Below are 24427 nucleotides of genomic sequence, written 5' to 3' on the forward strand. Positions count from 1 at the left end.
GGTCCATGCGGGGTCTCCCCTCTCAACTCACGTCGATGCGTACGAAACCGGTGGTCGTGTCGCCCTTGTCGTCGGTGACCGTCAGATGCGCGGTGTACGCGCCCTTGCGCCCGTAGGTGTGCGTGGCCGTCGCGCCGTCCGCCTCGGCTCCGTCGCCGAAGTCCCAGTGGTACGCGGCGATCGTGCGACCGGCGACCGGCTCGACGGCGCTGCTCAGCTTCACCAGGAGCGGTGCCGCACCGGTCGGCGGGGTCGCGGTCACCGCGACCTTTGTACCCGGCCGTTTCTCGGCCCCCCGCCCGTTGAAGTGCAGCCAGTCGACCGAGAACAGGTCGGCCTTGTCGGCGCTCCACTCCGGGTTGCTGAAGACGGCGTACAGCTTCACGGTGCCGGCGGGGCCGGTCAGATCCGTCGTCGGCGAGACGACATTGCCCCAGTCGCCGGTGTTGGGGACGGACACGGTGCCGAGCAACGGGCCCGTGGGGGATCCGGCCCGGAATTCCACACTGCCGCCGAGCCCGCCGGAGGCCGCACCGACGGTCACCGACCCGATGTTCTTCAGGTTCACCGGGTCGAAGGCGACCCAGTCACCGTCCTCGATCTCCGTCAGCCGCTTCCCGCCGGAGGCGTCGGCCCTGCTCCCGGTCACCGCGCCGCCGTGCGCGCCGCCGGTCGCCGTGAAGTGCTCCGCCTCGCGGAACGTGGTGCGCAGGGTGAGCGAGGAGGAACCGGTGAGCGCGGGTGCGCCCGGGGCGCCCTTGTCCTGGTACTGGGCGGAGATGCCGTAGTACAGGTTCTGTCCGGGACCGTGGCTGTCCCCGGCGTCCGTGACGATCTCTCCGGCGCAGCCGGTGTAGTTGTCGAGCGGATGCAGATGGGTGTCGTGTCCGAGCTGCGACTGCACCACCACCCGCGAGCAGTCGATCGGCGCGTCGCGCCCGTCCTCCTCGTCCTTGACCTTCACGGTGAACGGGATGGTGTCGCCGAAGCTGAACATCCCGCCGTTGGGCGGCTGTTTGATGGTCACCTCCGGACGGGTGTTGCCGACGGTGATGTCCTGCACGGCCTGCCCCGTCAGCCCGCCGGGCCCGGTGACCGTGAGCCGCGCCGTGAACAGCCCCTTCGTGCGATAGGTGTACGAGGGGTCGGCGTCGGTCGAGTCGGTGGTGCCGTTCCCGTCGAAGTCCCAGGCGTAAGAGACCGGCCGGCCGTCGGGCAGTCCGGATCCGGCGCTGGAGAAGCCGATGGTCAGTGGCGCCGGGCCGTTGTCCCGGCTCGCGGTGATCTTCGCGTCGGGCAGCCGTCCGTCACCGACGTAGTCGATCCGGTAGATCCCCGCACCCTCGTTGCTGCCACCGCGGCCGGTGCCGCTGCCGAGCCCGAAGTCGATGACGTACAGCGCCCCGTCGGGGCCGAAGTCCGCGTCGAAGGGCTGGTTCCACTCCATGTCCTCGAAGATGCCGTTGACGGACTGGAGCTCACCGGCCTTGACCGGGTCGAACCGCGGATCCTCGAACGACTGGTCCCGCTGCTGGAAGGAGAACGTCTTGAACCAGCGCCGGGTCAGCTCGTAGTTGATCCACTTCCCTTCGAAGTACTCCGGGAACTTGGTCCGGTAGGTGTTGTCCGGGTCGTAGTCGTACACGGGGCCGCTCATCGGGCCGCCGCCCCCGGTGCCGAGCTCGGGGAATTCGGCGGAGGCCGAGTACGCGTACCAGACGGTCGCCGGCCGGGCGGGCGGCAGCTCCCGCAGCCCGGTGTTGTTCGGCGAGTCATTGACGAGCGCCGCGCAGTCGAACTTCGGGCCGGACTTCTTCGCCGCGAAGTCGTAGTCGTTGAAAGGGGTGTTGTCACCGATGCAGTACGGCCAGCCGAAGTTCCCCGCCTCGGTGATGCGGGTGTACTCGACGGTGCCCTCGGGGCCGCGGTCGGCGACCGCCTGCTTGGCGTCCGGACCGTAGTCGGCGACCATCAGCGCACCGCTCAGCGGATCGGTGGTGATCCGGAAGGGGTTGCGCATCCCCATCGCGTAGATCTCGGGGCGCGTCTTCGCCGTTCCGGGCGCGAAGAGGTTGCCGGCCGGGACGGTGTAGGTGCCTTCGTCCTGTGGTGTGATGCGCAGGATCTTGCCGCGCAGGTCATTGGTGTTGCCGGCGGTGCCCTGGGCGTCCCAGGCGCGCCGGCCGGGGCCCTCGTCGATCGGGTTGAAGCCGTCCGAGGCGAACGGATCGGTGTTGTCCCCGGTCGCCGCGTAGAGGTTGCCGGACCTGTCGAAGGCGAGCGAACCGGCCATGTGGGAATTGGCCCGGCCCTCGCCCCGCCAGGTCGGAATCGTCAACAGCCGCTTCTCCGAAGCGGGATCGACCGCATTGCCGGTGACGGTGAACCGGGAGAGGTTCAGCTGCTTCTCGGTCTTGTCGGAATGCAGCAGATACAGCCAGTTGTTGCTCGCGAAGCCGGGATCGAGGGCGAGACCGAGCAGCCCGTCGGACTGACTGGTCATCTCCGGTGTGTACGCGAGGTCCAGCGCGGTCGAGACCTTCATCGTCCGCTGGTCGATGACCTTCAGCTTTCCGGTGCGCTGGGCGAAGAAGACCCGGCGGTCGGGGGCGACGGCCAGCTCGAACGGGTCGGCGAGATCACCGGTGGCCAGCGCGGTCCGCTGGAACGAGCCGGTGCGGGTCGCCGTGCAGTCACCCTGCTCGGCACCCGCCGCCCACTCGATCCCGCCGAGCAGATGCCGGACGAAGCCCTCCTCCTGGAACGCCGAGGAGGTGTGGCCGCCCGCGGTGAACCAGGAGCGGCCGCCGTCGTAGTTCTGGCACCAGGACCACGGATGGTCCACGCCCTCGTCGAGCCCCGTGATTCCGTCGCGGACCTTGATCTGCGCGAGGGTGTGGACCTTGGAGGTCGGATTGGTGCGCCAGTTGTACCACTCCTCGGTGCGCTCCCAGAGGTCCGGCAGGCCCTTGGTGGACGGGTGGGCGTGGTCCAGGACCTTGACCCGGCCGGTCTGTACGGCCGGGTGCTGGTCGAAGACGGCACCGACCAGCCCCTCGTACCAGTCCCAGTCGCGCTCACTGGCGGACGCGGCGTGCAGACCGACCCAGCCGCCGCCCGCACGGATGTACTTCTGCAGGGCCGTCCGCTCGGCTGCGTTCAGCAAGTCCCCTGTCTCCGGCGTGGAGTTGGTGTTGTTGAACACGATGGCCTGGAACCGGGCGAGATCGGTGTCGTTGAAGACGGCGGAGTCCTCGGTGGCCTCGACCTCGAAACCGTTCTCGGCGCCGAGCTTCTCGACCGCGTCGATCCCGGCCGGAATCGAGTCGTGCCTGAAGTTGGTGACCTCGGAGTAGACCAGGACCCGGAAGGGTGCCGCGTGGGCCCGGGGCGGTGTGGCCACCAGCAGGCCGACGACCAACGCCAGGAGAGCGGTGACGGCGACGAGCGGCGACGGAGACCTGCGGCCCCGTAACGGGCGGCTGTACGACGGGTGATGACTCATGGGCGCTCCCTGTGCGGTAGATGCCGACTTCGGGGATTAGAAAGCGCTTTCTGAAGTGCATCGTTCAGCGTAGGTCGACGTCCCCATGGGGTCAATGGGCCGGGACGGCACCGAGTGACTGCGCACTGCTGCCGGTGCCCCGGACGCCGCCCGGGGCCGCCCCGCCCCGGTCAGCCGCGCAGGAAGCCGGCGATCCGCTTCCGCAGCCCTTGCGCGTCCAGCCCGTGCGCGGCCAGGTGCTCGTCCATCTCCCCGTACTTGCGCAGCTCGGCCCGCCCCACGCCGAGCCCCAGCACACGGTGCGGCAGCTCGGCGAGCGCGTCATTGGCGGCGGCGGTCGAGGTGCCCGCCAGATACGGCTCGACGATCACCACATCGGCGGGCCCGTGATCGCCCACCGCCCGGCGCAGCCCGGCCGCGTCGAACGGACGCACCGTCGTCGCGTACAGCACCGTCACATCGAGCCCTTCGGTCGCGGCGAGCGCGTTGTCGAGCATCGGCCCGACCGCGATCACCACCCCGCCCGTCCCCTCCCGCACCGCGGTGAACCCGGCCCCCCGGCCGACCGGCCGCGCCCGCTCGTTGGACTGCACCGACAGCCGTACGTACACCCGGCCGTCCCCGGCCGCGGCCCGGCGCAGCAGCTCCTCGGCCTCGTCCGGGTGGCCAGGCACATGGACCGTCCAGCCGTCGAGGGTGTCCAGCAGCGCGACATCGCCCGGCGACATATGGGTGAACCCGCCGGCCGGCCAGTCGTACGAGCCTCCGGCGCTCACCAGCACCCCGCCCACCCCCTGATGGCCGAAGTCCAGCTTCACCTGCTCGAACGGCCGCTCCACCAGAAAGCCGGCGAAGGTGTGCACGATCGGCCGCAGCCCGGTGAGGGCCATCCCGGCACCCGCCCCGATCAGCAGCTGCTCCCTGATCCCCACATTGACGACCCGGTCCGGATGGGCCCGCGCGGCGGGGCCGAAGCCGTCCCGGCTGATCTCGGCCAGGACCAGGGCGAGGCGCGGGTCCTCGTCCAGCAGCCGCGACGTGGTGGCGATGAAGCGGTCACGCATCGTGTCCATCTGAAGTGTCCCTCTCGTGTTGCGTACGGTGTCCTCGGTCTTCGCCCGGTGCGTTCAGGGCTTGGGGTCGACGTGCGCGACCACGGCCCGGGGCCGCCCGGGGTGCGGTGCGGTGAAGGCCGCGTACAGCGCCTCGTGGTCCCGCCCGTCGACGGAGGCGACCGACCAGCCCGCCACCTCGAACCGGGCCGCGATCCCGCCGGGCCGCCCGTACGAGGACGAGGCGTTGTCGATCACCACGGTGTGCAACTGCTCCAGCCCGGCCGGGCCCGCGTAGGCGAGCGCCTCGTGATTGCTGCCCTCGTCCAGCTCGGCATCGCCGATCAGCACCCACACCCGGGGATCGGTGAGCCCCTGCGCCCGCAGCCCGAGCACGCTCCCCACGGCCAGCGGCAGCCCGTGCCCCAGCGACCCGCTGCCGATCTCGGCCCCCGGCACCAGCATCCGGTCCGGATGGTGCCCGAGCGGCGAGTCGTACGTCCCGAACCCCGGCAGCAGCTCCTCGCCGAAGAACCCGTGCGCGGCCAGTACCGCGTAGTACGCCATCGGTCCGTGTCCCTTGGACAGCAGGAACCGGTCGCGGTCGGGCGCATCGACGGTCTCGGGCGTCACCCGCAGTACCCGGTCGTACAGCACCCGGAGGACATCGAGGGTGGAGGTCGCGGCGGGGCCGTGCTTCTCGGCCCCGGTCATCAGGCTCATCAGGCGGTTCATGTCACGGTGGTCGCGCGCCGGCGCGTCGGTGGTGTTCGTCATGGGATCAGCGTTGAACATCAAGCATGGTTGAGGTCGAGCGGTAAAGGCGTTCGTGACCACCCTCCCGAGTGCGGTATTGTTCTCATGCGCGTTCAGCCAGGGGGAAACCCCAGGTCAGGCGGGCATCGGGACGTGGCGCAGCTTGGTAGCGCACTTGACTGGGGGTCAAGGGGTCGCAGGTTCAAATCCTGTCGTCCCGACTGTGCGGAAACGCAGGTCGGAGGCCGTTCTCTCATCCGTGAGAGGGCGGCTTTTCGTGCGTTCGGGGAGCTGGTGGTCGAGGTCGGCGACCGCGCCCCCGCGGCGTCTGCGTCGGGAGCTCCCCGGGCGCGACCACGGCTGCGGTGTCAGTCTGCTGGGCTATCCTTCCCGCCACCGCACACCGACTGCAGGGATCACGAGAATTGTCCGGCCTGTCTGCTTTCCCGCTGCCGTTCCACACTTCCCGCTCCATACCGTTCGCGACCCCCCGAACGTTGCGGGAACTCCAGATGACGCAGTGCAGCGCGCACATCCGGGCGAAGCCGGGGTGGTTCGACAAGATGAACGACGCCGACATCGTCGCCAGATGGACACAAGAAGCGGTCGCCCAGGGCCTCACCGAGGCGCAGGTTCGTTACGTGCTCGCCGAACTCGTGCACTACGCCGCGCTGCGGGACGGACGAACCGGCATCGAGGTATCCGCCGTCGACGGGGTGTGGCAGTCGGACGCACTGGTCGACGACAGGCTCGGATCCCGGCTGCGCGAGGCGGTCCGGGTTCTGGAACAGGTCCCCGAAGCGGAACGGGACTGGCATCCCGGATCCGACGGGCAGGTACTGGATCTGGTTCATCCCTCACTGTTCTGCCTGGTGAGAGAGGCGAGCGGCGCACCCGAGCGGGCTTGGCGGAACCCGACGGACCACTACTCGAAGTACGAGTTCTCGGAGAAGTTCCAGTGGCTGCCCACGGACGTCGATGTCAGTGACGACGGCGAGGTCGCCTTCCGTTCGTACGTCAACAACGTCCACCCCGAGAGACATCACGAACTGGACTCCGTCCTGCCGGACCTGTTCTCGCGCATGCTCCCGCTGCTGGAGAATGTGCTGACCGATCTGCGCCATCCGCGCCCCCTGCGGATCGAGGCCGATCCCTACGGGTGGTACGACTCGGAACCGGAGTATCCGGACAGGTCTTCCTACAGCGATGACCAGGCCTATGCAGAAGCCCTCGACGCATGGGAAGTCGCCCAGGACGACTGGTGGGAAAATCGCCGCCCGGTCATCCCGGACGCCCCGGCCTTCACCCCGCCCGAGTTGCCCGATGAATCCGCCCGGGTCGACCTGCGCGGCCGCAGTCTCCAGGTCATCGTCAAGCTCGCCACTGTCCATCTCACCCCGGACAAGCCCGAATACCACGGCGGTTCCTGGCATGTCGAGGGGATGCTGAACGAGCGGATCGTCTCGACCGGCATCCACTACTGGGACAGCGAGAACATCACCGAAAGCCGGCTGAGTTTCCGGGCGGCACTCGACGACCCGGGCTACGAACAGAACGACGACAACGGTCTGCGTGAGGTCTACGGCCTGGAGGACGAAGACGCACTCAACCAGATGCTGGGATCGGCGTCGACGCCGGCGGGTCGCTGCCTGGCGTTCCCGAACATCCTGCAACACCGCGTCGGTTCATTCCGCCTGATGGATCCCACCCGCCCGGGACACCGCAAGATTCTCGCGTTCTTCCTGGTCGACCCGTCGGAGAAGATCGTCTCGACATCCGATGTGCCACCGCAGCAACCGTGGTCCGAGACCTCGACCATGACACTTGAACAGGCCGAGAACTACCGCGAACAACTCATGCAGGAACGCAAGTTCTTCGTCGACGAACACAACGAGCAGCTCTACGAACGAGAGTTCTCCCTCTGCGAGCACTGAACCTCTTCTGTCCTGAACACGGGCGTCAGCTGCCGAAGCCCAGGCCGAGGCGGTCCAGGGTGCGCAGCCACAGGTCGCGGCGGCCCTCGTTGCGGTCGGCGCGGGCGAGGGACCGCTGGGTGAGACTGATGCCGAGCGAGCGGACGGGCTCGGGCGGGAACGGCAGTGGCTTGCGGCGTACGAGGTCGAGGGCGGTGCGCTCGGTGGGCTCGCCCGCCAGCAGATCCAGCATCACTTCGGCGCCGAAGCGGGTGGCGCCGACTCCGAGTCCGGTGAAGCCGGCGGCGTAGGCGACCTTGCCGTGGTGGCTGGTGTCGAAGAAGACGCAGAAGCGGGTACTGGTGTCGATGGCGCCGCCCCACGCGTGGCTGAAGCGGACTCCTTCCAACTGCGGGAAGGTGCGGAAGAACCGGCGCGCCAGGGTGGCGTACGTCTCGGGGCGCCGGTCGTGCTCGGCGCGGACGGCGCTGTGGTGCACGACGTCGTAACCGCCCCACAGGATCCGGTTGTCGGCCGAGATCCGCACGTAGAGGAAGTGGTTGGCGGGGTCGGCCCAGCCCTGCCGGTTGCGCCAGCCCACCGAGGCGAGCTGCTCTTCGCTGAGCGGCTCGGTCATCAGCGCGTAGTCGTACACGGGGACGGTGTACAGGCGGTGGCGGCGGACCAGGGAGGGGTACGCGTTGGTGGCGAGGGCGACCCGGCGGGTGGTGATCCGGCCGAAGGGGGTGCGTACGGAGACGACGGCCCCGTGCTCGTCCAGGGAGAGGGCCGGGGTGCGCTCGTGGATGCGGACGCCGAGGTCGAGGCAGGCGCGCTTCAGGCCCCAGGCGAGCCGTGCCGGGTTGACCATGGCGATGTCGCTCTTGTTCCAGACGGCGCCGAGGAAGGTCGGGGAGTCGATCTCGGCGCGGACCGCGTCGGCGTCCAGGACGGTGGTCGTGGCGCCGTACCGGGCGGCCGTCTCGGCCTCCTCGGCGAGCCATTCGACCTGGTGGGGCTCGGTGGCGACGACGAGGGAGCCGGTGCGCTCCCAGTCGCAGTCGATGGAGTGGCGCGCGAGGGTGTCCTCCATGGCCTGGAGGTTCGCGCGGCCGAGGCGTTCGAGGGCGCCGATCTGGCCGGGCCAGCGGGCGAGTCCATTGGCGAGTCCGTGGGTGAGGCTCGACTCGCAGAAGCCGCCGTTGCGGCCCGAGGCGGCGCCGCCGGCCTCGTCGGCCTCGACGAGTACGACATCGGCGGAGGGATCGCGCTCCTTGGCGACAAGTGCGGTCCACAGGCCGGTGTATCCGCCGCCGACGACCAGCAGGTCGCAGGTGGTGGAGCCGACGAGGGAGGGGGTGGCCCGGGGGCGGCGCGGATCGTCGAGCCAGAACGGGGTCGGAACGGCGTCCTGGAGTGAGAGCAGGGGGTCCATGGGGCTTCCTTCGGGTGGTGGAGGAGCCCGGGCGCGGGGGCTCCTTCCGAGGTGCCGCCCATGAGAACCTGCTGCGTACGACAAGGTCAATGCTGTTGACATAAGGGCGCCCAGTGGCCCTCGTGGCCCCGGCGGGCCGCCACGGGCCGGTCCCGCCCGGCCGTTACCGCTCCGCGTCCGGGTGCAGAGCCGCCGCGGCCATCAGCATCAGCTCCAGGGCGAAGGGGTAGCCGCTGTCGCGCATGTCGGCGGCCAGGATGGGATAGGTCGCCGCGATGTTCGGGTGGGTGTCGGCGGGGAGGCGGCCGTAGACGGCGTGCCAGACCTCGGCGTCCGCCGCCGCCAGCGGGGGCCGGGCCGTCGTGGCGGCGTCCTGCGCGGCGAAGGCGAGCGCCTGGTCGACGAAGGAGTGGTAGATCCGCACGGCCAGGTCATCGGGGAAGCCGCCGTCGCGAAGGATCCCGAGGATGGTCTCGACGGCCCGGGTCTCGTGCGGGCGGCCGGTGGTCCGGTGGGCGGCGAGCACCGCGGCCTGGGGCTGGGTGAGATACGAGGCGTGGATGCGCAGGCCCATCGAGCGCAGGTCCTCCCGCCAGTCGCCGGTGGCCGTCCAGTTCTTCTGGGCGCGGCCGATGAGCTCGTCGGCGAGGGCGAGGAGCAGGGCGTCGGTGTTGCGGAAGTAGCGGTAGAGCGCGGTGGGGTCGGCGCCGAGCGCGGCGCCGAGTCTGCGTACCGAGAGGGCGTCGGCGCCGTGCTGTTCGACGAGGCGCAACGCGGTGTCGACGATGAGCCGCTCGGAGAGGACGGCGCCCTGTTTGGTCGGGCGGCTGCGCTGTCGACGGCCTTCGGGTACCACACGTTCGGACATGGCCGGGACCTTACGTCAACACCATTGACGTGTAAACGGCTCGCGGGCTTCCATGACGCCCGTCACCCGTCCAGCGCATCCGAACGCAAGGGAGCCGACGCATGCCCCACGCCGATCTGGTCTTCACAAAAGGCCCTGTCCTCACCATGGATCCGGCCCGTACGCGGGCGAGTTCGCTCGCGGTCAGCGGGGAGCGGATCACGGCCGTCGGGCATGACGAGGTACGGGAGCTGATCGGGCCCGGTACGGAGGTGGTGGACCTCACGGGAAAGCTGCTGCTGCCCGGCTTCCAGGACGCCCACGTCCACGCGGTGGGCGGGGGAAGCGAGTTGGCCGAGTGCGATCTGGCCGAGATCGTCGATGCCGGCGCGTACCTGGAGCGGATCCGGTCCTACGCGGACACGCATCCGGAGCGGGAGTGGATCACCGGCGGCGGCTGGTCGATGGAGAGCTTCGCGGGCGGGCTGCCGACCCGTCAGCTGCTGGACTCGGTGGTGCCGGACCGTCCGGTGCTGCTCGCCAACCGGGACCACCACGGGGCGTGGGCCAACACCCGGGCCCTCGAACTGGCGGGCCTGTCCGCCGCCACTCCGGATCCGGCCGACGGGCGGATCGAGCGGGAGGCGGACGGCTTTCCGAGCGGCATGCTCCAGGAGGGCGCGACGGCCCTGGTGTCGCGGCTGGTGCCGCCGAGCACCCCGGAGGACCGGCTCGCGGGTCTGCTGCGGGCGCAGAAGCTGCTGCACTCGCTCGGCGTCACCGGCTGGCAGGACGCGCTGCTCGGCCGCTTCAACGGCATGGCGGACCCCTCGGAGGCATATCTGACCGCGGCACGGGACGGTTCGCTGACCGCCCGGGTGTCGGGTGCGCTGTGGTGGGACCGTGAGCGCGGCGCCGAGCAGATCCCCGAACTGGTCGACCGCCGCGAGGAGTTGACGTTCGGACGGTTCCGGGCCGGGTCGGTGAAGATCATGCAGGACGGGATCGCGGAGAACTTCACGGCCGCGCTGACCGCCCCGTATCTGGACGCCTGCGGATGCGCCACGGCGAACAGCGGACTCAGTTTCGTCGATCCGCAGGCACTGCGCGGCCATGTGACGGCACTGGACGCACTGGACTTCCAGGTCCACTTCCACGCGCTCGGTGACCGTGCGGTACGCGAGGCGCTCGACGCGATCGAGGCCGCCGTGGCAGCCAACGGGCGGCGCGGCAACCGGCACCACCTGGCCCACCTCCAGGTCGTCCACCCCGACGACCTGCCCCGGTTCGCGGCGCTCGGCGCCATCGCGAACATCCAGCCGCTCTGGGCGGCGCACGAGCCGCAGATGGACGAGCTGACCATCCCGTTCCTGGGCCCCGAGCGCGCCGCCTGGCAGTACCCCTTCGGCGGTCTGCTGCGGTCCGGGGCCACGCTGGCCGCGGGCAGCGACTGGCCGGTCTCCAGCCCGGATCCGCTCGCGGGCATCCATGTCGCCGTGAACCGCCGCGAGCCGGGGACCGATGACGACCGGGTGTTCCTGCCCGAACAGCGCATCGACCTGCTCTCGGCGATCGCCGCCTACACCGCCGGCACTGCGCACGTGAACCGGCTCGACGATGCCGGCAGCCTCCTTCCCGGTCACCTGGCCGACCTCGTGGTGCTCGACCGGGACATCCTGGCGGCGCCCCCGGAAGAGATCGCCGAGGCCCGGGTGGAGCGCACCTATGTGGGCGGCGAGCTGGTGCACGGCGGCTGAGGATGCCGTACCGAGGAGGCGCGTACGTCGAGGCGGACCGGCACGAGCACCCCGCCGGTCTCCCTCTGCCCGTGCTCCAGAACGGCCACCAGGAGTTCGATCCCGGCCTCGGCGACCGCGTCGGGGCGCAGGCTGAGCGTGGTCACCGGCGGCTCGGTGTGCACGGCGGCCTCGTCCTCGCTGACACAGGCCAGGAGCAGGTCGCCGGGGACGTCGTAACCGAGGCGGCGGGCCGTGTCCAGGACGAGGGGCGGGCTGGCCTCGGCGACCAGCAACAGGGCGTCGGGGCGCTCCTGTCCGGCCGTCAGGGCGGTCTCGACGGCCCGGATGACCGGTCCGTTGCCCGGCTCCGCGGCGCGTACGGCCAGTTCCGGCAGCCCGTGTGCCAGGCACCAGTCGTGGTGCGCGGCGAACACCTCGCGGTGGAAGTGGGTGGTGCTGTCGGGAACGACCAGAGCGGGCCGCCGGGTGCCCTGGGCCAGGAAGTGGTCCAGGGTCTCGTGGACGGCGGCGGTCGCGTCGACGTCGACCCAGTGGGCTTCCGGCCGGTCCTCCACGGACCGGTCGCTGAAGACCGGGATACGGGCGGCGAGCAGGTCCTCCACGATCCGGTCGTCGGCGACGGGATCGGCGACGATCACGGCGTCCAGCGGCAGCGCGGACCACTCGCTCTGCAGGGAGCCGGCGGGCAGCAGCACCACCGCGTAGCCGCGCCCGAGCGAGGTGGCGGCGGTGGCGCCGGTGAGCCGGGCGAAGTACGGCGACTCCAGGAAGGTCCAGGGGGCGTCGGCCAGTTCGCCGACCACGTACCCGATCAGCCGGGCCCGTCCCGCGCGCAGCTGGCGTGCGGTGGCGTTGGGCCGGTAGCCCATCGCGCGCGCGGTCTCGCGGGCCCGCTCCCGGACCTCGGGGGAGAGCCTGCCGGTGCCGTTGAGCGCCGCCGAGACGGTGGTCTTGGACAGGCCCGCCTCGCGGGCCACGTCGACGAGACGGACGCGCGGGGCGGGCGGCGAGGTCCGCCCTCGTCGCGGGAGCGGTTGCCGATTCTGCGGCGAGGGCAGCCCGCCGAGCCCTGGAGCTTCAGTCATGGGAGCGATGCTGCCATCCCCCCGACCTCTGCAAAACCGTTCCCGCAAACTCGGCCGAAGTCTTGTGCGGGAACGTTCCCGCATCAATACTCGCTCCATCCCCCAGTGCCCGTCACTACACCCGTAAAGGGGTGGGTCTGCATGCGCATGCCCAGATTCATCACATTCGCCTGTACCGCCGTGCTCGCGGCCTCCCTCGCCGCCTGCTCAGGCGCCACCCGGCCGCAGGCAGGCGCCACCGGCGGTGCCGACTACGAGGTCACCCCGACTTCGCCGCCCGCCCAGGGCACCCTGGACTCCTTCACCTGGTCGCTGTACGCCGAGCCGTACACCCTCGACTACGCCCTCGCGTACGACTACCCGCCGAACACCGTGCTCGCCAACGTCTGCGAGCAGCTGCTGAGGGTCACCCCCGACCTGAAGATCGAGCCCGGCCTCGCGGTCAAGTGGGCGCAGCCCGATCCGCGGACCCTCGTCTACACCCTGCGGCCGGGCGTGAAGTTCCACGACGGCACCACGATGACCGCGGACGACGTCGTCGCCTCCCTCAAGCGCCAGATGGATCCGGCCACCGGCTCCCCCTGGGGTTCGTCCTTCAAGAACGTCGACTCCGTCGAGAAGACCGGCCCCCTGGAGGTGACGATCCGCCTCGGCAAGCCCGACATCCTCTTCCACGAGCTCATGGCCGCCTCTCCCGGAACCGTCGTGAGCGCCGCCTCCCTCGCCAAGGAGGGCAAGGACTACGGCACTCCGAAGGGCGGTCTGAACTGCACCGGCCCCTTCGCCCTGGAGAAGTGGGCCCAGGGCGACAGCATCACACTGCGCAAGAACCCGGCGTACTGGGACAAGAAGCTTGTCCCGAAATCCCGGTCCGTGAAGTTCACCTTCATCGAGGATGCGTCCGCCCGCTCCAACGCCTTCCTCTCCGGCACCGCCGACGGCGGCTACATGATTCCCTCCACCTCCCTCGCCCAACTGCGCACCAGCGGCAAGGGATCGGTCCTCTTCGGCCCCAACACCGCGGCCGCGGACCTCGCCGTCCTCGACTTCCACGGCCCGCTCGGCGATCTCAAGGTCCGCAAGGCCCTGTCCATGGCGCTCGACCGGAAGAACATCATCAAGGCGGCGGCCGGCGGCGTCGGCGTCCCCGCCAAGGCCCCCGCCGCGCGCGGCGCCTGGGCGCTCGTCCCGGAGAAGACCGCCACCCTGTACGACACACTGCCCGAGCCGGCCCACGACATCGAGGGCGCCAAGAAGCTGGTCAAGGAGGCCGGTGCCGTAGGCCGCTCGATCACCGTCGTGACCAGCTCGCTCGCGCCCGAGATCAGCGTCGTGGCCAACGCGGTGCAGGCAGCAGGCCGGCAGATCGGCCTCGACGTCAAGCTGAAGAGCGTCGCCCCTGACGCGTACAGCAGCATCTTCGTCGACCCGAAGGCCCGCCAGGGGCTCGACCTGGTCATCACCAACGGATACGACAACACACCGGACCCGCTGGAGTTCTACCAGTACCTGCGCACCGGTGACTTCGGGAACTACGGCAACTGGTCCGACGCCGGGTTCGACGCCGCGTTCGACCGGGCCAACTCCGAGCCGGACCCGGGCAAACGCGCCGAACTCACCGCGAAGCTCCAGGAGATCGCCATGCGCGAGCTGCCCATCATCCCCGTGTACGAGGCACCGTACTCGGTCTTCCTCGGCAAGCGGATCACCGGCGCCCCCACCGGCATCGCCCAGCTCTACTACCCGTGGGCCGCGACGATCGGGGCCGCACAGAAATGACCCGCTTCCTCGCCGGACGGCTCCTGGGCATGGTCGCGGTGCTGTTCGTGACCTCCGTCGTGGTCTTCGGCACGATCCACCTGGCCCCCGGCGACCCCGTGACCTTCCTGCTCCACGGCCGCCCCGCGACCCCCGAGGCCGTGGCGGCCCTGCGCGCCGAGCACCACCTCGACGACCCCCTCGTGACGCAGTACGGCAAGTGGCTCGGCGACGTCCTGACCGGCGACCTCGGCCGCTCCGCCCAGTACCACCAGGACGTCACCGCGCTCCTCGGCTCCCGGCTGCCGGGCACCGCGCTCCTCGTCGGCTACGCGGCCCTGCTCGTGGCGGCGCTCGGGGTGAGCGCCGGGATTCTCGCGGCGCTGCGCCCCGGCCTCCTCGACCGGGCGGTGCTGATCGGCACCGGCGTGGCCACCGCCACCCCGTCCTTCGTCACCGCGATCGTGCTCGTCTCGCTCTTCTCGGTCCAGCTCGGCTGGTTCCCGGGGCCGGGGGGCGGCGCCGCGGCGGGACTGGGGGCCCGGCTCCACCAGCTCACCCTTCCGGCCTTCGCCCTCGCCCTGACCTTCGCGGGCCTGCTGGCCCGGGTCACCCGCTCCGCGATGCTCGACGAACTCGGCCGCGAGCACGTCGAGGTGGCACGGGCCCGGGGCGTGGCCGGCCGGACGGTGGTCCGCCGGCACGTACTGCGCAACGCGCTGGGTCCGGTCGTCACCGTCGGCGGCACCATGCTCGCCGGCCTGCTGATCAGCACCTCGATCGTCGAGACCGCCTTCGACGTACCGGGGCTCGGATCACTGCTGGTGCAGTCGGTCACCGCACAGGACTTCGCGGTGGTCCAGGCGATCACCCTGCTCAGCGTGGCGGCCTTCGTACTCGTCAATCTCGCGGTCGATCTGCTCGCCCCGCTCATAGACCCCCGTCTCTCTCCCGGGGAAGGCTCCTCATGACCACCACCCTCACCACGGTGCCGTACCGCAGGCCGGGCCTGCGCGGCCTGCGCCTCCTCGGCCAGGGGCCACTGTTCGCCGTCTCGGTCGCGGTGCTCGCCGTGCTCGTCCTGGTCGCCGTCCTCGCACCCGTCCTCGCCCCGTACGACCCCGAGGCGCTCGACCTCTCCGCCAGCCTCGTCGGCACCACCGGCGACCACCTCCTCGGCACCGACCAGTCGGGGCGGGACATCCTCTCCCGGGTGATCCACGGCGCCCGCACCGGGCTGCTCGGACCGCTCCTGGTGGTGGCGGTCTCCACCCTGCTCGGCATGCTGCTCGGTGTGGTGGCCGCCTGGCGGGGCGGCTGGGCGGACGCGATCCTGTCCCGCTCGATGGACCTCGTCTTCGCGATCCCGGGACTGCTGCTCGCCATTCTGCTCGTCTCGGTCGTCGGCTCCGGCATGACCGCACCCGTCATCGCCATGGCCGTCGCCTACACCCCGTACGTGGGCAGGCTGGTACGAGGCATCGCCCGGCAGGAGAAGGAACGGCCGTACATCGAGGCGTACGTGGTGCAGGGCTGGTCCGGCTGGACGGTCTGCGTCCGCCACCTCCTGCCGAACATCGCACCCACCGTCTTCGCCCAGTCCGCGATGAACTTCGGGTACGCGCTGATGGACCTCGCGGCACTGTCCTTCCTCGGCTTCGGCGTCCAGCCGCCGACCGCCGACTGGGGCGCCATGATCAACGAGGGTCAGGGGGCCGTCCTGCAGGGCGCGATGCTCCCGACGCTCGCGCCGTCCACGTGCATCGTGCTCGCGGTCGTCGCCTTCGGAATCGTCGGCGAGGGACTCGCCGACCGCATCGCGCGGCGGGAGAAGTGAACGCCATGACCACGACTTCCACCACGCCCGTCCTGGAGATCGACGGACTCGGGGTACGGCTCCCGGACGGCCGGGCCGCCCGGCCCCTCCTGGACGGGGTGAGCCTGACCGTACGGCCCGGGGAGACCGTCGGCCTGGTCGGGGAGTCCGGCTCCGGCAAGTCGGTCGCCTGCCGCAGTGTCCTCGGACTGCTGCCCCGGGGCGCCCGCACCAGTGGGCAGGTCCGGGTCTCCGGGCGCGATGTGCTGAGCATGCGCCCGAAGGAACTGGCCACCCTGCGCGCCCGCGAGGTCGCCATGGTCTTCCAGGACCCCCGCGCCTCCGTCAACCCGCTGCGCAGGGTGGGCGACTTCCTCACCGAGGGACTGCGGGCCTCCGGCACGCCCGCCGACGTCGCCGCCGCACGCGCCGAGGAACTCCTCGACGCAGTCGGCATCCGCGATCCGCGAGGCGCCCTGCGCCGTTTCCCGCACCAGTTCTCCGGCGGCATGCTCCAGCGGGTCGTCATCGCCGCCGCCCTCGCCGCGGAGCCGGCCCTGCTCCTCGCCGACGAACCCACCACCGCGCTGGACGTCACCACACAGGCCGAGGTGATCGCGATCCTGGCCCGGCTGCGGGCCGAGCACGGCACCGGAATGCTCTTCGTCACCCATGACCTGGAACTGGCCTCGGCGATCTGCGACCGGGTGTACGTGATGTACGCCGGCCGGATCGTCGAGACCCGCTCCACCGACGAGCTCTTCGACCGGCCCCGCCACCCCTACACGGCGGGACTCCTCGCCTCCACCCCACGCATCGAGGCAGGCGCCCCCGCGCCGCGGGCCATCCCCGGCCGGCCGGTCTCACTGGCCGAGCACCCGCCCGGCTGCGCCTTCGCCGCCCGCTGCCCGCACGCGGCGCCGCGCTGCGCCGAGGAACGGCCCGAACTGGCAACGCACGGCGAGGGCCTGGCCGCGTGCCTCCGCGCCGAGGAAGGAATCACACTGTGACGAAGGGACTGGTGGTCGACGGGCTGCGCAAGCGGTACGGGAAGCACACCGCGGTCGACGGGGTGTCGTTCACGCTGCCGCCGGGCGGATCGCTCGCGATCGTCGGCGAGTCCGGCAGCGGCAAGACGACGACGGTCCGGATGCTCGTGGGCCTGGAGCGCCCGGACGGCGGCACGGTCCGGCTGGACGGCCGGGACCGCTCGGCCCACGCCCGCGGCCGCGCCGAACGGCTCGCCAGGGCCCGGTCGATCCAGATGGTCTTCCAGGACCCCTATCTCTCCCTCGATCCGCGGGTGACGGTGAGCGGCTGCCTGGACGAGGTGCTGAGACTCCACACCGACCTGGACGGGGCCGCGCGCCGGGCCCGGGTCGCCGAACTCCTCGACCAGGTCGGGCTGGGGGCCCGCGAGTCGGCGGCCCTGCCGCGCGGGCTGTCCGGCGGGCAGCGTCAGCGCGTGGCGATCGCGCGAGCGCTCGCGGTGGAGCCCCAGGTGCTGATCCTGGACGAGGCGGTCGCCGCGCTCGACGTGTCGATCCAGGCCCAGATCCTCGAACTGCTGCGCGAGATCCGCGGCGAAGCCGGCATCGGCTATCTCTTCGTGACCCACGACCTGGCGGTCGTCCGGCACATCGCGGACGAGGTGCTCGTCCTCAGATCGGGCGCGGTGATGGAGTCCGGCCCCGTGAGCAAAGTGCTCGACACACCGGAACACCCCTACACCCGGCTGCTGTTGAGCTCGGTGCCGAGGCGCGGCGGCCCGTTGGGCGGGGAGCGCTGAGGGCGGGCCCGGGAGAGGACCGTCGGGCCCACTGCGCGGGGCCGCCACGCACACGGCCCAGGGCCTCTCGTTCGGATCAGGTCCGGCTCGCGTGCCCCGGTGCCGCACCTCGCCGCGTTGTCGTCACTCGCCGACGCTCCTTCCCCGAGCTCCCGGCTCCGCCCGGCCGGGGGAGACCCCATCCGGCTCCCTCCGCCGCCCTGCGATGCACGACACCGGACCCCGCTTACCGAACCGGCCCGATCCGAACGAAAGACCCTGGCCGGCCGGCCGCGACGGGCCCGCACAACAGTGGCGGCTGACGGCGCCGAATCTCCAACTTCCGTTTTCCCTCGCCCACTTGACACTATAGTGATCGCCGATTCGCCGTCCGACAACGGGAGTACGGATGGGGCTGGACGATGTCCTGGCGCAGTTGACCTTCAGGGAGCGTTTCACCCGCAAGCGGGTGCGCTTCGAGCGCAGATACGGTGCGCTCGTCGTTCAGGTCGAAGGCGCGCCCGCCCCCGTCAGGCAGTGGCTCGGTGTGCTGCTCAGGAACAACCGGGGCATCGTGCCGGTCAACAATCCGAGCGATGTCCCGGCCGGGCGGGACGAGGAGGACCTGGTCGTCGAGCAGTTACAGGCGATGACCGAGGGTTGCGGCTACGGCGGCCGGGTGGCGCACGGTCTGCCCATAGTGTTCCCGCGCTTCGCGGCCGCCCGCACGGCACTCCACGAATGGCAGCCCGTCGCCACCCAGTCCCACCCACGACAGATCGGCGACCTGAAGAGGCAGATCAGGGAGGCGATCACCGAGGAACGACGGCAGACCCTGCCCGAGCTGCGCCCCCGGCTCAACCCCCTCCTGGACGACCCGTACGTCAGCGAACGCATGGGCGGGGGACTGGTCGGCCTGCTCCTGAAGGTGGTCAACGCCCTCAGGTTCCCGCACCACCGGACCGTCCGCTGGTACGGCACCCGGCGCTTTCCCCGGCAGCGGACCTTCGAGGCGGTCTGCGAAGAGCTGGAACGGCTGCGCAGTGAGCCCGCGGCGGTGAAGCAGCTGCTGCTCGTCGAGGCGCTGCTCGCCGACATCGACGCGCACTACGGTGTCGTCCGCCGCCTCAACCGGGCCCGCCGCCCCGTGCTCCTCCTGCCGGACGTGGACACCGTGGACGCGCGGCGGATCATCCGGGACAGGCTCATGGAGGCGTACGACGGGGAGTCCCGCGCGCTTCGTGTGTACCCCGTGGTCGTCACCACCTCGCAGCCCGGCGGGGCCACTCCGGCGGAGGGCGCCAAACCCGCCGTGGCCTCGGCGGGCCTCGCGGAGGCGATCGAGGAGCGCTTCGGCGAGCGGGTGCGGGTCGCGGAGGAGCGGAGCCGGGGCGGCCGTACCCCGTTGCCCAGCCGCCTGGTCCAGGTGACCCTGGACGACGCGCCCGATCCGCAGCCCGGCCGCCGGCCGGGTCGCCGGATCCTGGGGCCCGTGACCGCGGTGGTCACGGCACTGGCGCTCACCGCGGCCGGACTGGGTACCTACTACGGCTTCTTCCGCGAGCCGGAGAGCTGCGGCAACGGACTTCAGGTGCACGGCGGGGAATGCCTGGGCGTCTCCGACGGCAGGGGCGTGTTCATGCCCGGCTACGACGGGATGCCCGAGGTCTTCGCGCGGATCGCGGAACAGAACAAGGCGGTCGCCGACGAGAAGCACGCCACCGTCGCCCTGCTCATCCCGATGGAGTCGGACAACACGGCGGTCCGGCGCCAGATCCTCAGCGAGATCCAGGGCGCCTATCTGGCTCAGGCCGGGGCGAACGGCGTGGATTCCGCGAAGCCGCCCATCCGCCTCGTCCTCGCCAACCCGGGGAAGGGCTACGGGGAATGGCGCCGAACGGTCGATCAACTCCACCGCCAGGAAACCGACTTGAGGGCCGTCGTCGGATTCAACCTCAGCGTGACGAAGACCAAGGAAGCCCTCGCGTACGTGACCAGCACGTTGAAGCTCCCGGCTGTCGCGAGTGTGGTGACGGCCGACGACTTCTCCAACCCCGAAGGGAAGGAAACGGTTCCCTTCCCCGGGCTCGCCCGTGCCGTCTCCACCACCAAGGACCAGGCCCGCGCACTGCTCGCCTTCGATCCCGCTCTCGCCGGGGCGGAGACCGCCCTGGTCACCGACGACCGCCCCGGCGACGACTACAACCGCTCGCTGCGGGACGCCTTCGCCGAGGCCAGAGCGGGCAAGGCGCAGGGCGGGGTCCAGGACATGCGCTTCGAGTCCCCGGGCGTCGAGGAGGCGGGCGTCACCCCCAACGAGTTCGAGGACTTCGCGGGAAACATCTGCCGCTCCAACGCCCACGTCATCTACTTCGCGGGCCGCGCCCTCCACCTGAAACTCTTCGTCAACAAGCTGGCCACCACCTACTGCCGCGAGAAGAAGTCGTACACGGTGATCACCGGCTCCGACGCCACCACCCTCGACCAGCGCCTCGACGACCGTCACCGCGCCCTGCTCCAGGGCGACCCGGGATCCGGCAAGCCGTCCGTCACCATCCGCTACGCCGCCCCGGCCCACCCCGACGCCTGGTCCATAGAGCTGCGGAAGTGGCAGCAGGACCCGAAGCACAAAGGACAGCAGCCGCCGCTGTACCTCAGGGAGGCCCATGACGCGATGGACACACTGCGGCAGGCCATCACGGACCAGGCCGGGACCATCGGTGACGTGTACCTCGACGACGGGCGGACCATCGTGACGTACGACGTCGTCCTCACCGCCTCCAGGGCACTGGCGCGAGCGGTCCACACCAGTGGGCAGGAAGTGCCCTCGGCCGACCGGATCCGCAAGGACCTCGGGAAGCTCAACGCCGATCTGAGAGTGCGCGGTGCCGGCGGCTGGATCTGCCTCACCAACGCGGGCAACCCGTACAACAAGGCCCTGTCCGTGGTCCATCTCGAACCCGGTTCGAAACGGCTGACGTTCGAGGGAGTGGCCTGGCCGACCGGGCGCGCCCCCGCGCAGGAGGACGACTGCGTGATCCCCGCGCATCCGTAGGCCGTCGCGCGACGGCCGGACCGGCCCCGCCCGCGAACGGGAGGGGCCGGCACGGTCGTCACCGGGCCGCTGTCCCCGGGGAGACCAGGTCAGGCGCCGGGGCGTAGCCGGTGGGGCGGGTGGTGAACGTCCCCCGGCCCTGGGTCCGGCTGCGCAGCCGGGTCGCGTACCCGAACAGCTCGGCCAGCGGCACGGTCGCTGTGATCACAGCGGTGCCGGCCCGCGCCGTCGAGCCGGAGACCCGGCCGCGCCTCGCGGCCAGATCGCCGAGGACCCCGCCCACGGCGTCGTCGGGCACGGTGACGGTGACCTCGGCCACCGGCTCCAGCAGCACCATCGCGCTCGCCCGCAACGCCTCACGGAGCGCGAACCGGCCGGCCGTGCGGAACGCCATCTCCGAGGAGTCCTTGGAGTGGGTGGCTCCGTCGGTCAGCGTGACCCGCAGTCCGGTCACCGGATGCCCTCCGAGCGGACCCTCGGCCAGCGCGTCCCGGCAGCCGGCCTCCACCGCCCGCACGTACTCCTGCGGCACCCGGCCACCGACGACGGTCGACCGGAACACGAACTCGGTCCCGCCGTCCGCACCGCCGTCACCGGCGGCCTCCAACGGCTCCGTGTCGAGGACGACATGGGCGAACTGCCCGGCGCCGCCGTCCTGCTTCACATGCCGGTACACCAGCCCCGACACCCCGCGGACGACCGTCTCCCGGTACGCCACCTGCGGTCTGCCGACACCGATCTCCAGCTCGTGCGCACGCCGGATCTTCTCCACCGCGACCTCCAGATGCAGTTCCCCCATCCCCGACAGCACCGTCTGCCCGGTCTCGGGGTCGGTACGGACCGTCAGCGAGGGATCCTCCTCGACCAGTCGCGCCAGCGCCGTCACCAGCCGTTCGGTGTCGGTGCGCCTCCGGGCCTCGACCGCCACCGAGACGACCGGGGCGGCCGCGGTGGGCGGTTCGAGGACCAGCGGCGCCGCAGGTGCGCACAGGGTGGCCCCGGCGCGGGCCGCCTTCAGCCCGATCACCGCGACGATGTCCCCGGCCACCGCCGTATCGACGTCCGTGTGCCGGCCGGCCTGCACGCGCAGGATCCGCCCGACGCGCTCGTGGCGCCGCGCACCCGCGTCCAGCACCGTGTCCCCCTTCCGGATCGTTCCCGAATACACCCGCAGACAGGTCAGCCGGCCGGTGGCCGTCGAGTTCACCTTGAACACCAGCGCGGCGAACGGCGCCGCCGGATCGGCGGGCCGCTCCTGTGCCGCGCCGTCCAGGGTGCCGCGCACCGGCGGCACGTCCAGCGGCGAGGGCAGGTAGGCCACGACGGCCTCCAGGAGCGGCTCGATACCGCGGTTGCGGTAGGCCGAACCGCACAGCACCACAACACCTTCGCCGGTACGGGTCAGGTCGCGCAGCGCGGCCCGCAGTGTCTGCCCGGAGACCGACTCCTGCGCGCAGAACTCCTCCAGCGCCGCCGGATGGAGCTCCGCCACCGTCTCATCGAGCAGCCGCCTGCGCCGCAGCGCCTCTTCGCGCAGCGCATCGGGCACCCGCCCCTCGTCGAACGTGCCGTCGTCGGCCCAGACCAGCGCCCGCATGCGCAGCAGATCCACCACTCCGCCGAACCCGTCCTCGCTCCCGATCGGCAGCTGGACCACCAGCGGGACGGTGTGCAGCCGGTCCCTGATCGACGCGACCGCCGTGTCGAGGTCGGCCCCGGCACGGTCCAGCTTGTTGACGAAGGCGATCCGAGGCACCCCGTGCCGGTCGGCCTGCCGCCACACCGACTCGCTCTGCGGTTCGACGCCCGCGACGGCGTCGAAGACGGCGATCGCGCCGTCGAGCACCCGCAGCGAGCGTTCCACCTCGTCGGAGAAGTCGACATGGCCCGGGGTGTCGATCAGATTGATCCGGTGACCGTCCCACGAACAGCTCACCGCAGCGGCGAAGATGGTGATTCCGCGGTCTCGTTCCTGGGAGTCGAAGTCGGTGACGGTCGTCCCGTCGTGGACCTCGCCCTGCTTGTGGACGGCGCCGGTGAGATAGAGGATCCGCTCGGTGACGGTGGTCTTGCCCGCATCGACGTGGGCGAGGATGCCCAGGTTGCGGACATCGGTCAGCGGACTGTCGGTTTGACGGTGCAGTTCGGTACGCACGGCCCATGGCCTTTCGGAATCTTCCGGAACGGGAGGGCGCGATTCCCGGACGGACCGGCCTGTGATCAGGCCGGGCGCAGACCTCCGGAACGGTGTGTCACACCGGTGAGCGGCCACCCGGCCGTATCGACACCGGGCGCAGTGAGGTCAGTTGTCCGTCGCGGGGGACCGGTGCGGGCCGCGCAGCTCGCACCGGGCGCACGAAGACACCAGGATCACCTCGTACCGCGACGAGGGAACGACAACAGCGGTGCGGTAGCGCACGGCCGGTCTCCCCTCACTGGTCACGGTGCGCGCCGCAAAACCGTTGTGGCGCGCGTTTCGTGGTGAGTGTAGGAAGGCCGGAGGCCGGCAGGAAACCGGTTTTCGCGCCCCCCGCGCACGGAGGCGGGCGTTGTAGGCGCCGACGAATGATGAAACCATCCTCGGGGTACCGCATGGAACGGCGCTCGGAGAAGGGACCACATCGATGGACGGAGACCACGGCCTCGATGCCGCCACGGTGTTCGACGCGCTGGGCGCCGACTACGAGCGGGCGTTCGCCGCGTCCGCCGCCCACCACGCCTCGCTGCACCGGCTGCTGGGCGATCTCGCACCGCACAGCCGGATCCTGGACGTCGGCAGCGGAACGGGGCGGCCGACCGCACAGACCCTCACCGAGGCCGGCCATGAGGTGCTGGGGGTGGATGTCTCGCCCGGCATGGTCGAACTGGCGGCCCGGCAGGTCCCCGACGCGAGGTTCGAATGTGCGGACATTCGCGAACTCCCCCTGGACGAAGGGAGCTTCGAAGCGGTCTGCGCGTACTTCTCGCTGCTCCAGATGTCCCGCGACGACCAGTTCCGGCTGCTGCGGAAGCTCGGCCGGCTGCTGGTGCCGGGCGGTCATCTGGTCGTGGCCACGGTGCCGCTCGACGTGGAGGACGTCGGGGTCGTCTTCATGGGACACGACGTGCGGGCGACGAGCTTCGGCCCGGAGGAATTCACCGAGCTGGTCACCGCGGCCGGTCTCTCGGTGCTGTGGGAGCAGAGCATCCTGTTCACCCCGGAGTACGAAGCCGCGGTGGCCGAGCCCCAGTTGTTCCTGCACTGCCGACGGGCCTGACACCCGGCCCACCGATTCCGGAGGCCGGCCGGTCGCTCCCTCAGTGCTCGGCCGGCGGCTCTCCGGGGCGGCGTGTGCGCCGGACCCCGGGGCACCGCCGCACCAGAGCGACGGGACGCCCGCCCGCCTTCAGCGGGCCCTTCCACCTGCGCAGCGCCTGCCTGCCGCAGCCGCGCCACTGAGCGGGCGAGATGGGTACGGGCTGCCCGCCCCTGGTGACCAGCGCGTTCACCGGAGTCATCGGATCCGCCGCCATGGTCTTGGCGAGCAGCACGCCGATCACCAGCGGGGCCAGCGACAGCGCCAGCGTCGTGCCGGCGCCGGCGATGTGCTGGATGCGGGGGCGGGACGGTGCGTCAGGAAGCATGGTTGTCATTCGACCAGCGACCGCCCGCCGGTGGATCGGTCGGCGTACTCAGC

17 protein-coding genes and 1 tRNA gene are annotated in these 24427 nt (G+C 71.0%); 10 read left to right on the forward strand and 8 right to left on the reverse strand.

Features of this window, described 5'->3' with window-relative positions; genetic code table 11:
* Window positions 1–22: 22 nt before the first annotated feature.
* The 3 genes from ACFVH0_RS15630 to ACFVH0_RS15640 all read right to left on the reverse strand — a co-directional run bounded on the left by ACFVH0_RS15630 (window position 23) and on the right by ACFVH0_RS15640 (window position 5334).
* The gene (locus ACFVH0_RS15630) at window positions 23–3505 is read right to left on the reverse strand and encodes a ThuA domain-containing protein (RefSeq protein ID WP_385820371.1); all 3483 of its coding nucleotides are present in this window, start codon (window positions 3503–3505) and stop codon (window positions 23–25) included.
* Window positions 3506–3675: 170 nt separating this feature from the next.
* Window positions 3676–4578, reverse strand: coding sequence for a transketolase family protein (locus tag ACFVH0_RS15635; RefSeq protein WP_385820373.1), 903 nt, complete (start codon window positions 4576–4578; stop codon window positions 3676–3678).
* A gap of 54 nt (window positions 4579–4632) precedes the next feature.
* Entirely contained in the window at window positions 4633–5334 is a 702-nt protein-coding gene (locus ACFVH0_RS15640; protein ID WP_385820375.1) for a transketolase, read from the reverse strand.
* A gap of 126 nt (window positions 5335–5460) precedes the next feature.
* On the opposite strand from ACFVH0_RS15640, the gene ACFVH0_RS15645 reads away from it, so the two are divergent.
* Window positions 5461–5534 (forward strand) — tRNA-Pro (locus ACFVH0_RS15645).
* A gap of 204 nt (window positions 5535–5738) precedes the next feature.
* Entirely contained in the window at window positions 5739–7247 is a 1509-nt protein-coding gene (locus ACFVH0_RS15650; protein WP_385820377.1) for a DUF4246 domain-containing protein, read from the forward strand.
* Window positions 7248–7272: 25 nt separating this feature from the next.
* Here ACFVH0_RS15650 and ACFVH0_RS15655 read toward each other — a convergent pair whose 3' ends face one another.
* Both ACFVH0_RS15655 and ACFVH0_RS15660 read right to left on the reverse strand, forming a co-directional pair.
* Window positions 7273–8661, reverse strand: a complete 1389-nt coding sequence (locus ACFVH0_RS15655; protein WP_385820379.1) for an NAD(P)/FAD-dependent oxidoreductase — start codon at window positions 8659–8661, stop codon at window positions 7273–7275.
* Window positions 8662–8824: 163 nt separating this feature from the next.
* Entirely contained in the window at window positions 8825–9529 is a 705-nt protein-coding gene (locus ACFVH0_RS15660; protein ID WP_385820381.1) for a TetR/AcrR family transcriptional regulator, read from the reverse strand.
* Window positions 9530–9630: 101 nt separating this feature from the next.
* On the opposite strand from ACFVH0_RS15660, the gene ACFVH0_RS15665 reads away from it, so the two are divergent.
* Window positions 9631–11265 (forward strand): amidohydrolase, encoded by a 1635-nt coding sequence (locus tag ACFVH0_RS15665; RefSeq protein WP_385820383.1) that lies wholly within the window; start codon window positions 9631–9633, stop codon window positions 11263–11265.
* On the opposite strand, the gene ACFVH0_RS15670 is transcribed toward ACFVH0_RS15665, so the two are convergent.
* Window positions 11232–12353: a LacI family DNA-binding transcriptional regulator gene (locus ACFVH0_RS15670; protein ID WP_385820385.1), complete on the reverse strand. Its 1122-nt coding sequence runs from the start codon at window positions 12351–12353 to the stop codon at window positions 11232–11234. The genes ACFVH0_RS15665 and ACFVH0_RS15670 overlap by 34 nt on opposite strands.
* Window positions 12354–12494: 141 nt before the next feature.
* Here ACFVH0_RS15670 and ACFVH0_RS15675 point away from each other — a divergent pair, with 141 nt between their 5' ends.
* The 6 genes from ACFVH0_RS15675 (at window position 12495) to ACFVH0_RS15700 (ending at window position 20750) form a co-directional block, all read left to right on the forward strand.
* Window positions 12495–14132 carry an ABC transporter substrate-binding protein gene (locus tag ACFVH0_RS15675; protein WP_385820387.1) on the forward strand — a complete coding sequence of 546 codons (1638 nt, stop codon included), beginning with the start codon at window positions 12495–12497 and terminating at the stop codon, window positions 14130–14132.
* A complete protein-coding gene (locus ACFVH0_RS15680) occupies window positions 14129–15082 on the forward strand; it encodes an ABC transporter permease (protein WP_385820389.1) in 954 nt (317 codons plus the stop codon). The genes ACFVH0_RS15675 and ACFVH0_RS15680 overlap by 4 nt, the downstream gene beginning before the upstream one ends.
* A complete protein-coding gene (locus ACFVH0_RS15685; protein WP_385820391.1) occupies window positions 15079–15948 on the forward strand; it encodes an ABC transporter permease in 870 nt (289 codons plus the stop codon). The genes ACFVH0_RS15680 and ACFVH0_RS15685 overlap by 4 nt, the downstream gene beginning before the upstream one ends.
* Before the next feature lie 5 nt (window positions 15949–15953).
* On the forward strand, window positions 15954–16937 hold the full coding sequence (locus ACFVH0_RS15690; RefSeq protein WP_385820393.1) for an ABC transporter ATP-binding protein: 984 nt from the start codon (window positions 15954–15956) through the stop codon (window positions 16935–16937).
* Window positions 16934–17716 (forward strand): ABC transporter ATP-binding protein, encoded by a 783-nt coding sequence (locus ACFVH0_RS15695; RefSeq protein WP_385820395.1) that lies wholly within the window; start codon window positions 16934–16936, stop codon window positions 17714–17716. Before ACFVH0_RS15690 ends, ACFVH0_RS15695 begins: the two co-directional genes overlap by 4 nt.
* 388 nt (window positions 17717–18104) lie before the next feature.
* Complete coding sequence (locus tag ACFVH0_RS15700; protein WP_385820397.1) at window positions 18105–20750, forward strand: hypothetical protein; 2646 nt, start codon at window positions 18105–18107, stop codon at window positions 20748–20750.
* Window positions 20751–20808: 58 nt separating this feature from the next.
* On the opposite strand, the gene fusA is transcribed toward ACFVH0_RS15700, so the two are convergent.
* Complete coding sequence (gene fusA / locus ACFVH0_RS15705; protein ID WP_385820399.1) at window positions 20809–22905, reverse strand: elongation factor G; 2097 nt, start codon at window positions 22903–22905, stop codon at window positions 20809–20811.
* 469 nt (window positions 22906–23374) lie between these two features.
* Here fusA and ACFVH0_RS15710 point away from each other — a divergent pair, with 469 nt between their 5' ends.
* Window positions 23375–24007, forward strand: coding sequence for a class I SAM-dependent methyltransferase (locus tag ACFVH0_RS15710; protein ID WP_385820401.1), 633 nt, complete (start codon window positions 23375–23377; stop codon window positions 24005–24007).
* A 40-nt stretch (window positions 24008–24047) separates the two neighbouring features.
* On the opposite strand, the gene ACFVH0_RS15715 is transcribed toward ACFVH0_RS15710, so the two are convergent.
* Window positions 24048–24374 (reverse strand): hypothetical protein, encoded by a 327-nt coding sequence (locus ACFVH0_RS15715; RefSeq protein WP_385820403.1) that lies wholly within the window; start codon window positions 24372–24374, stop codon window positions 24048–24050.
* Window positions 24375–24427: the final 53 nt, after the last annotated feature.

This window comes from Streptomyces sp. NPDC127117, from assembly GCF_042677325.1.
Taxonomy (GTDB): Bacteria; Actinomycetota; Actinomycetes; order Streptomycetales; family Streptomycetaceae; genus Streptomyces.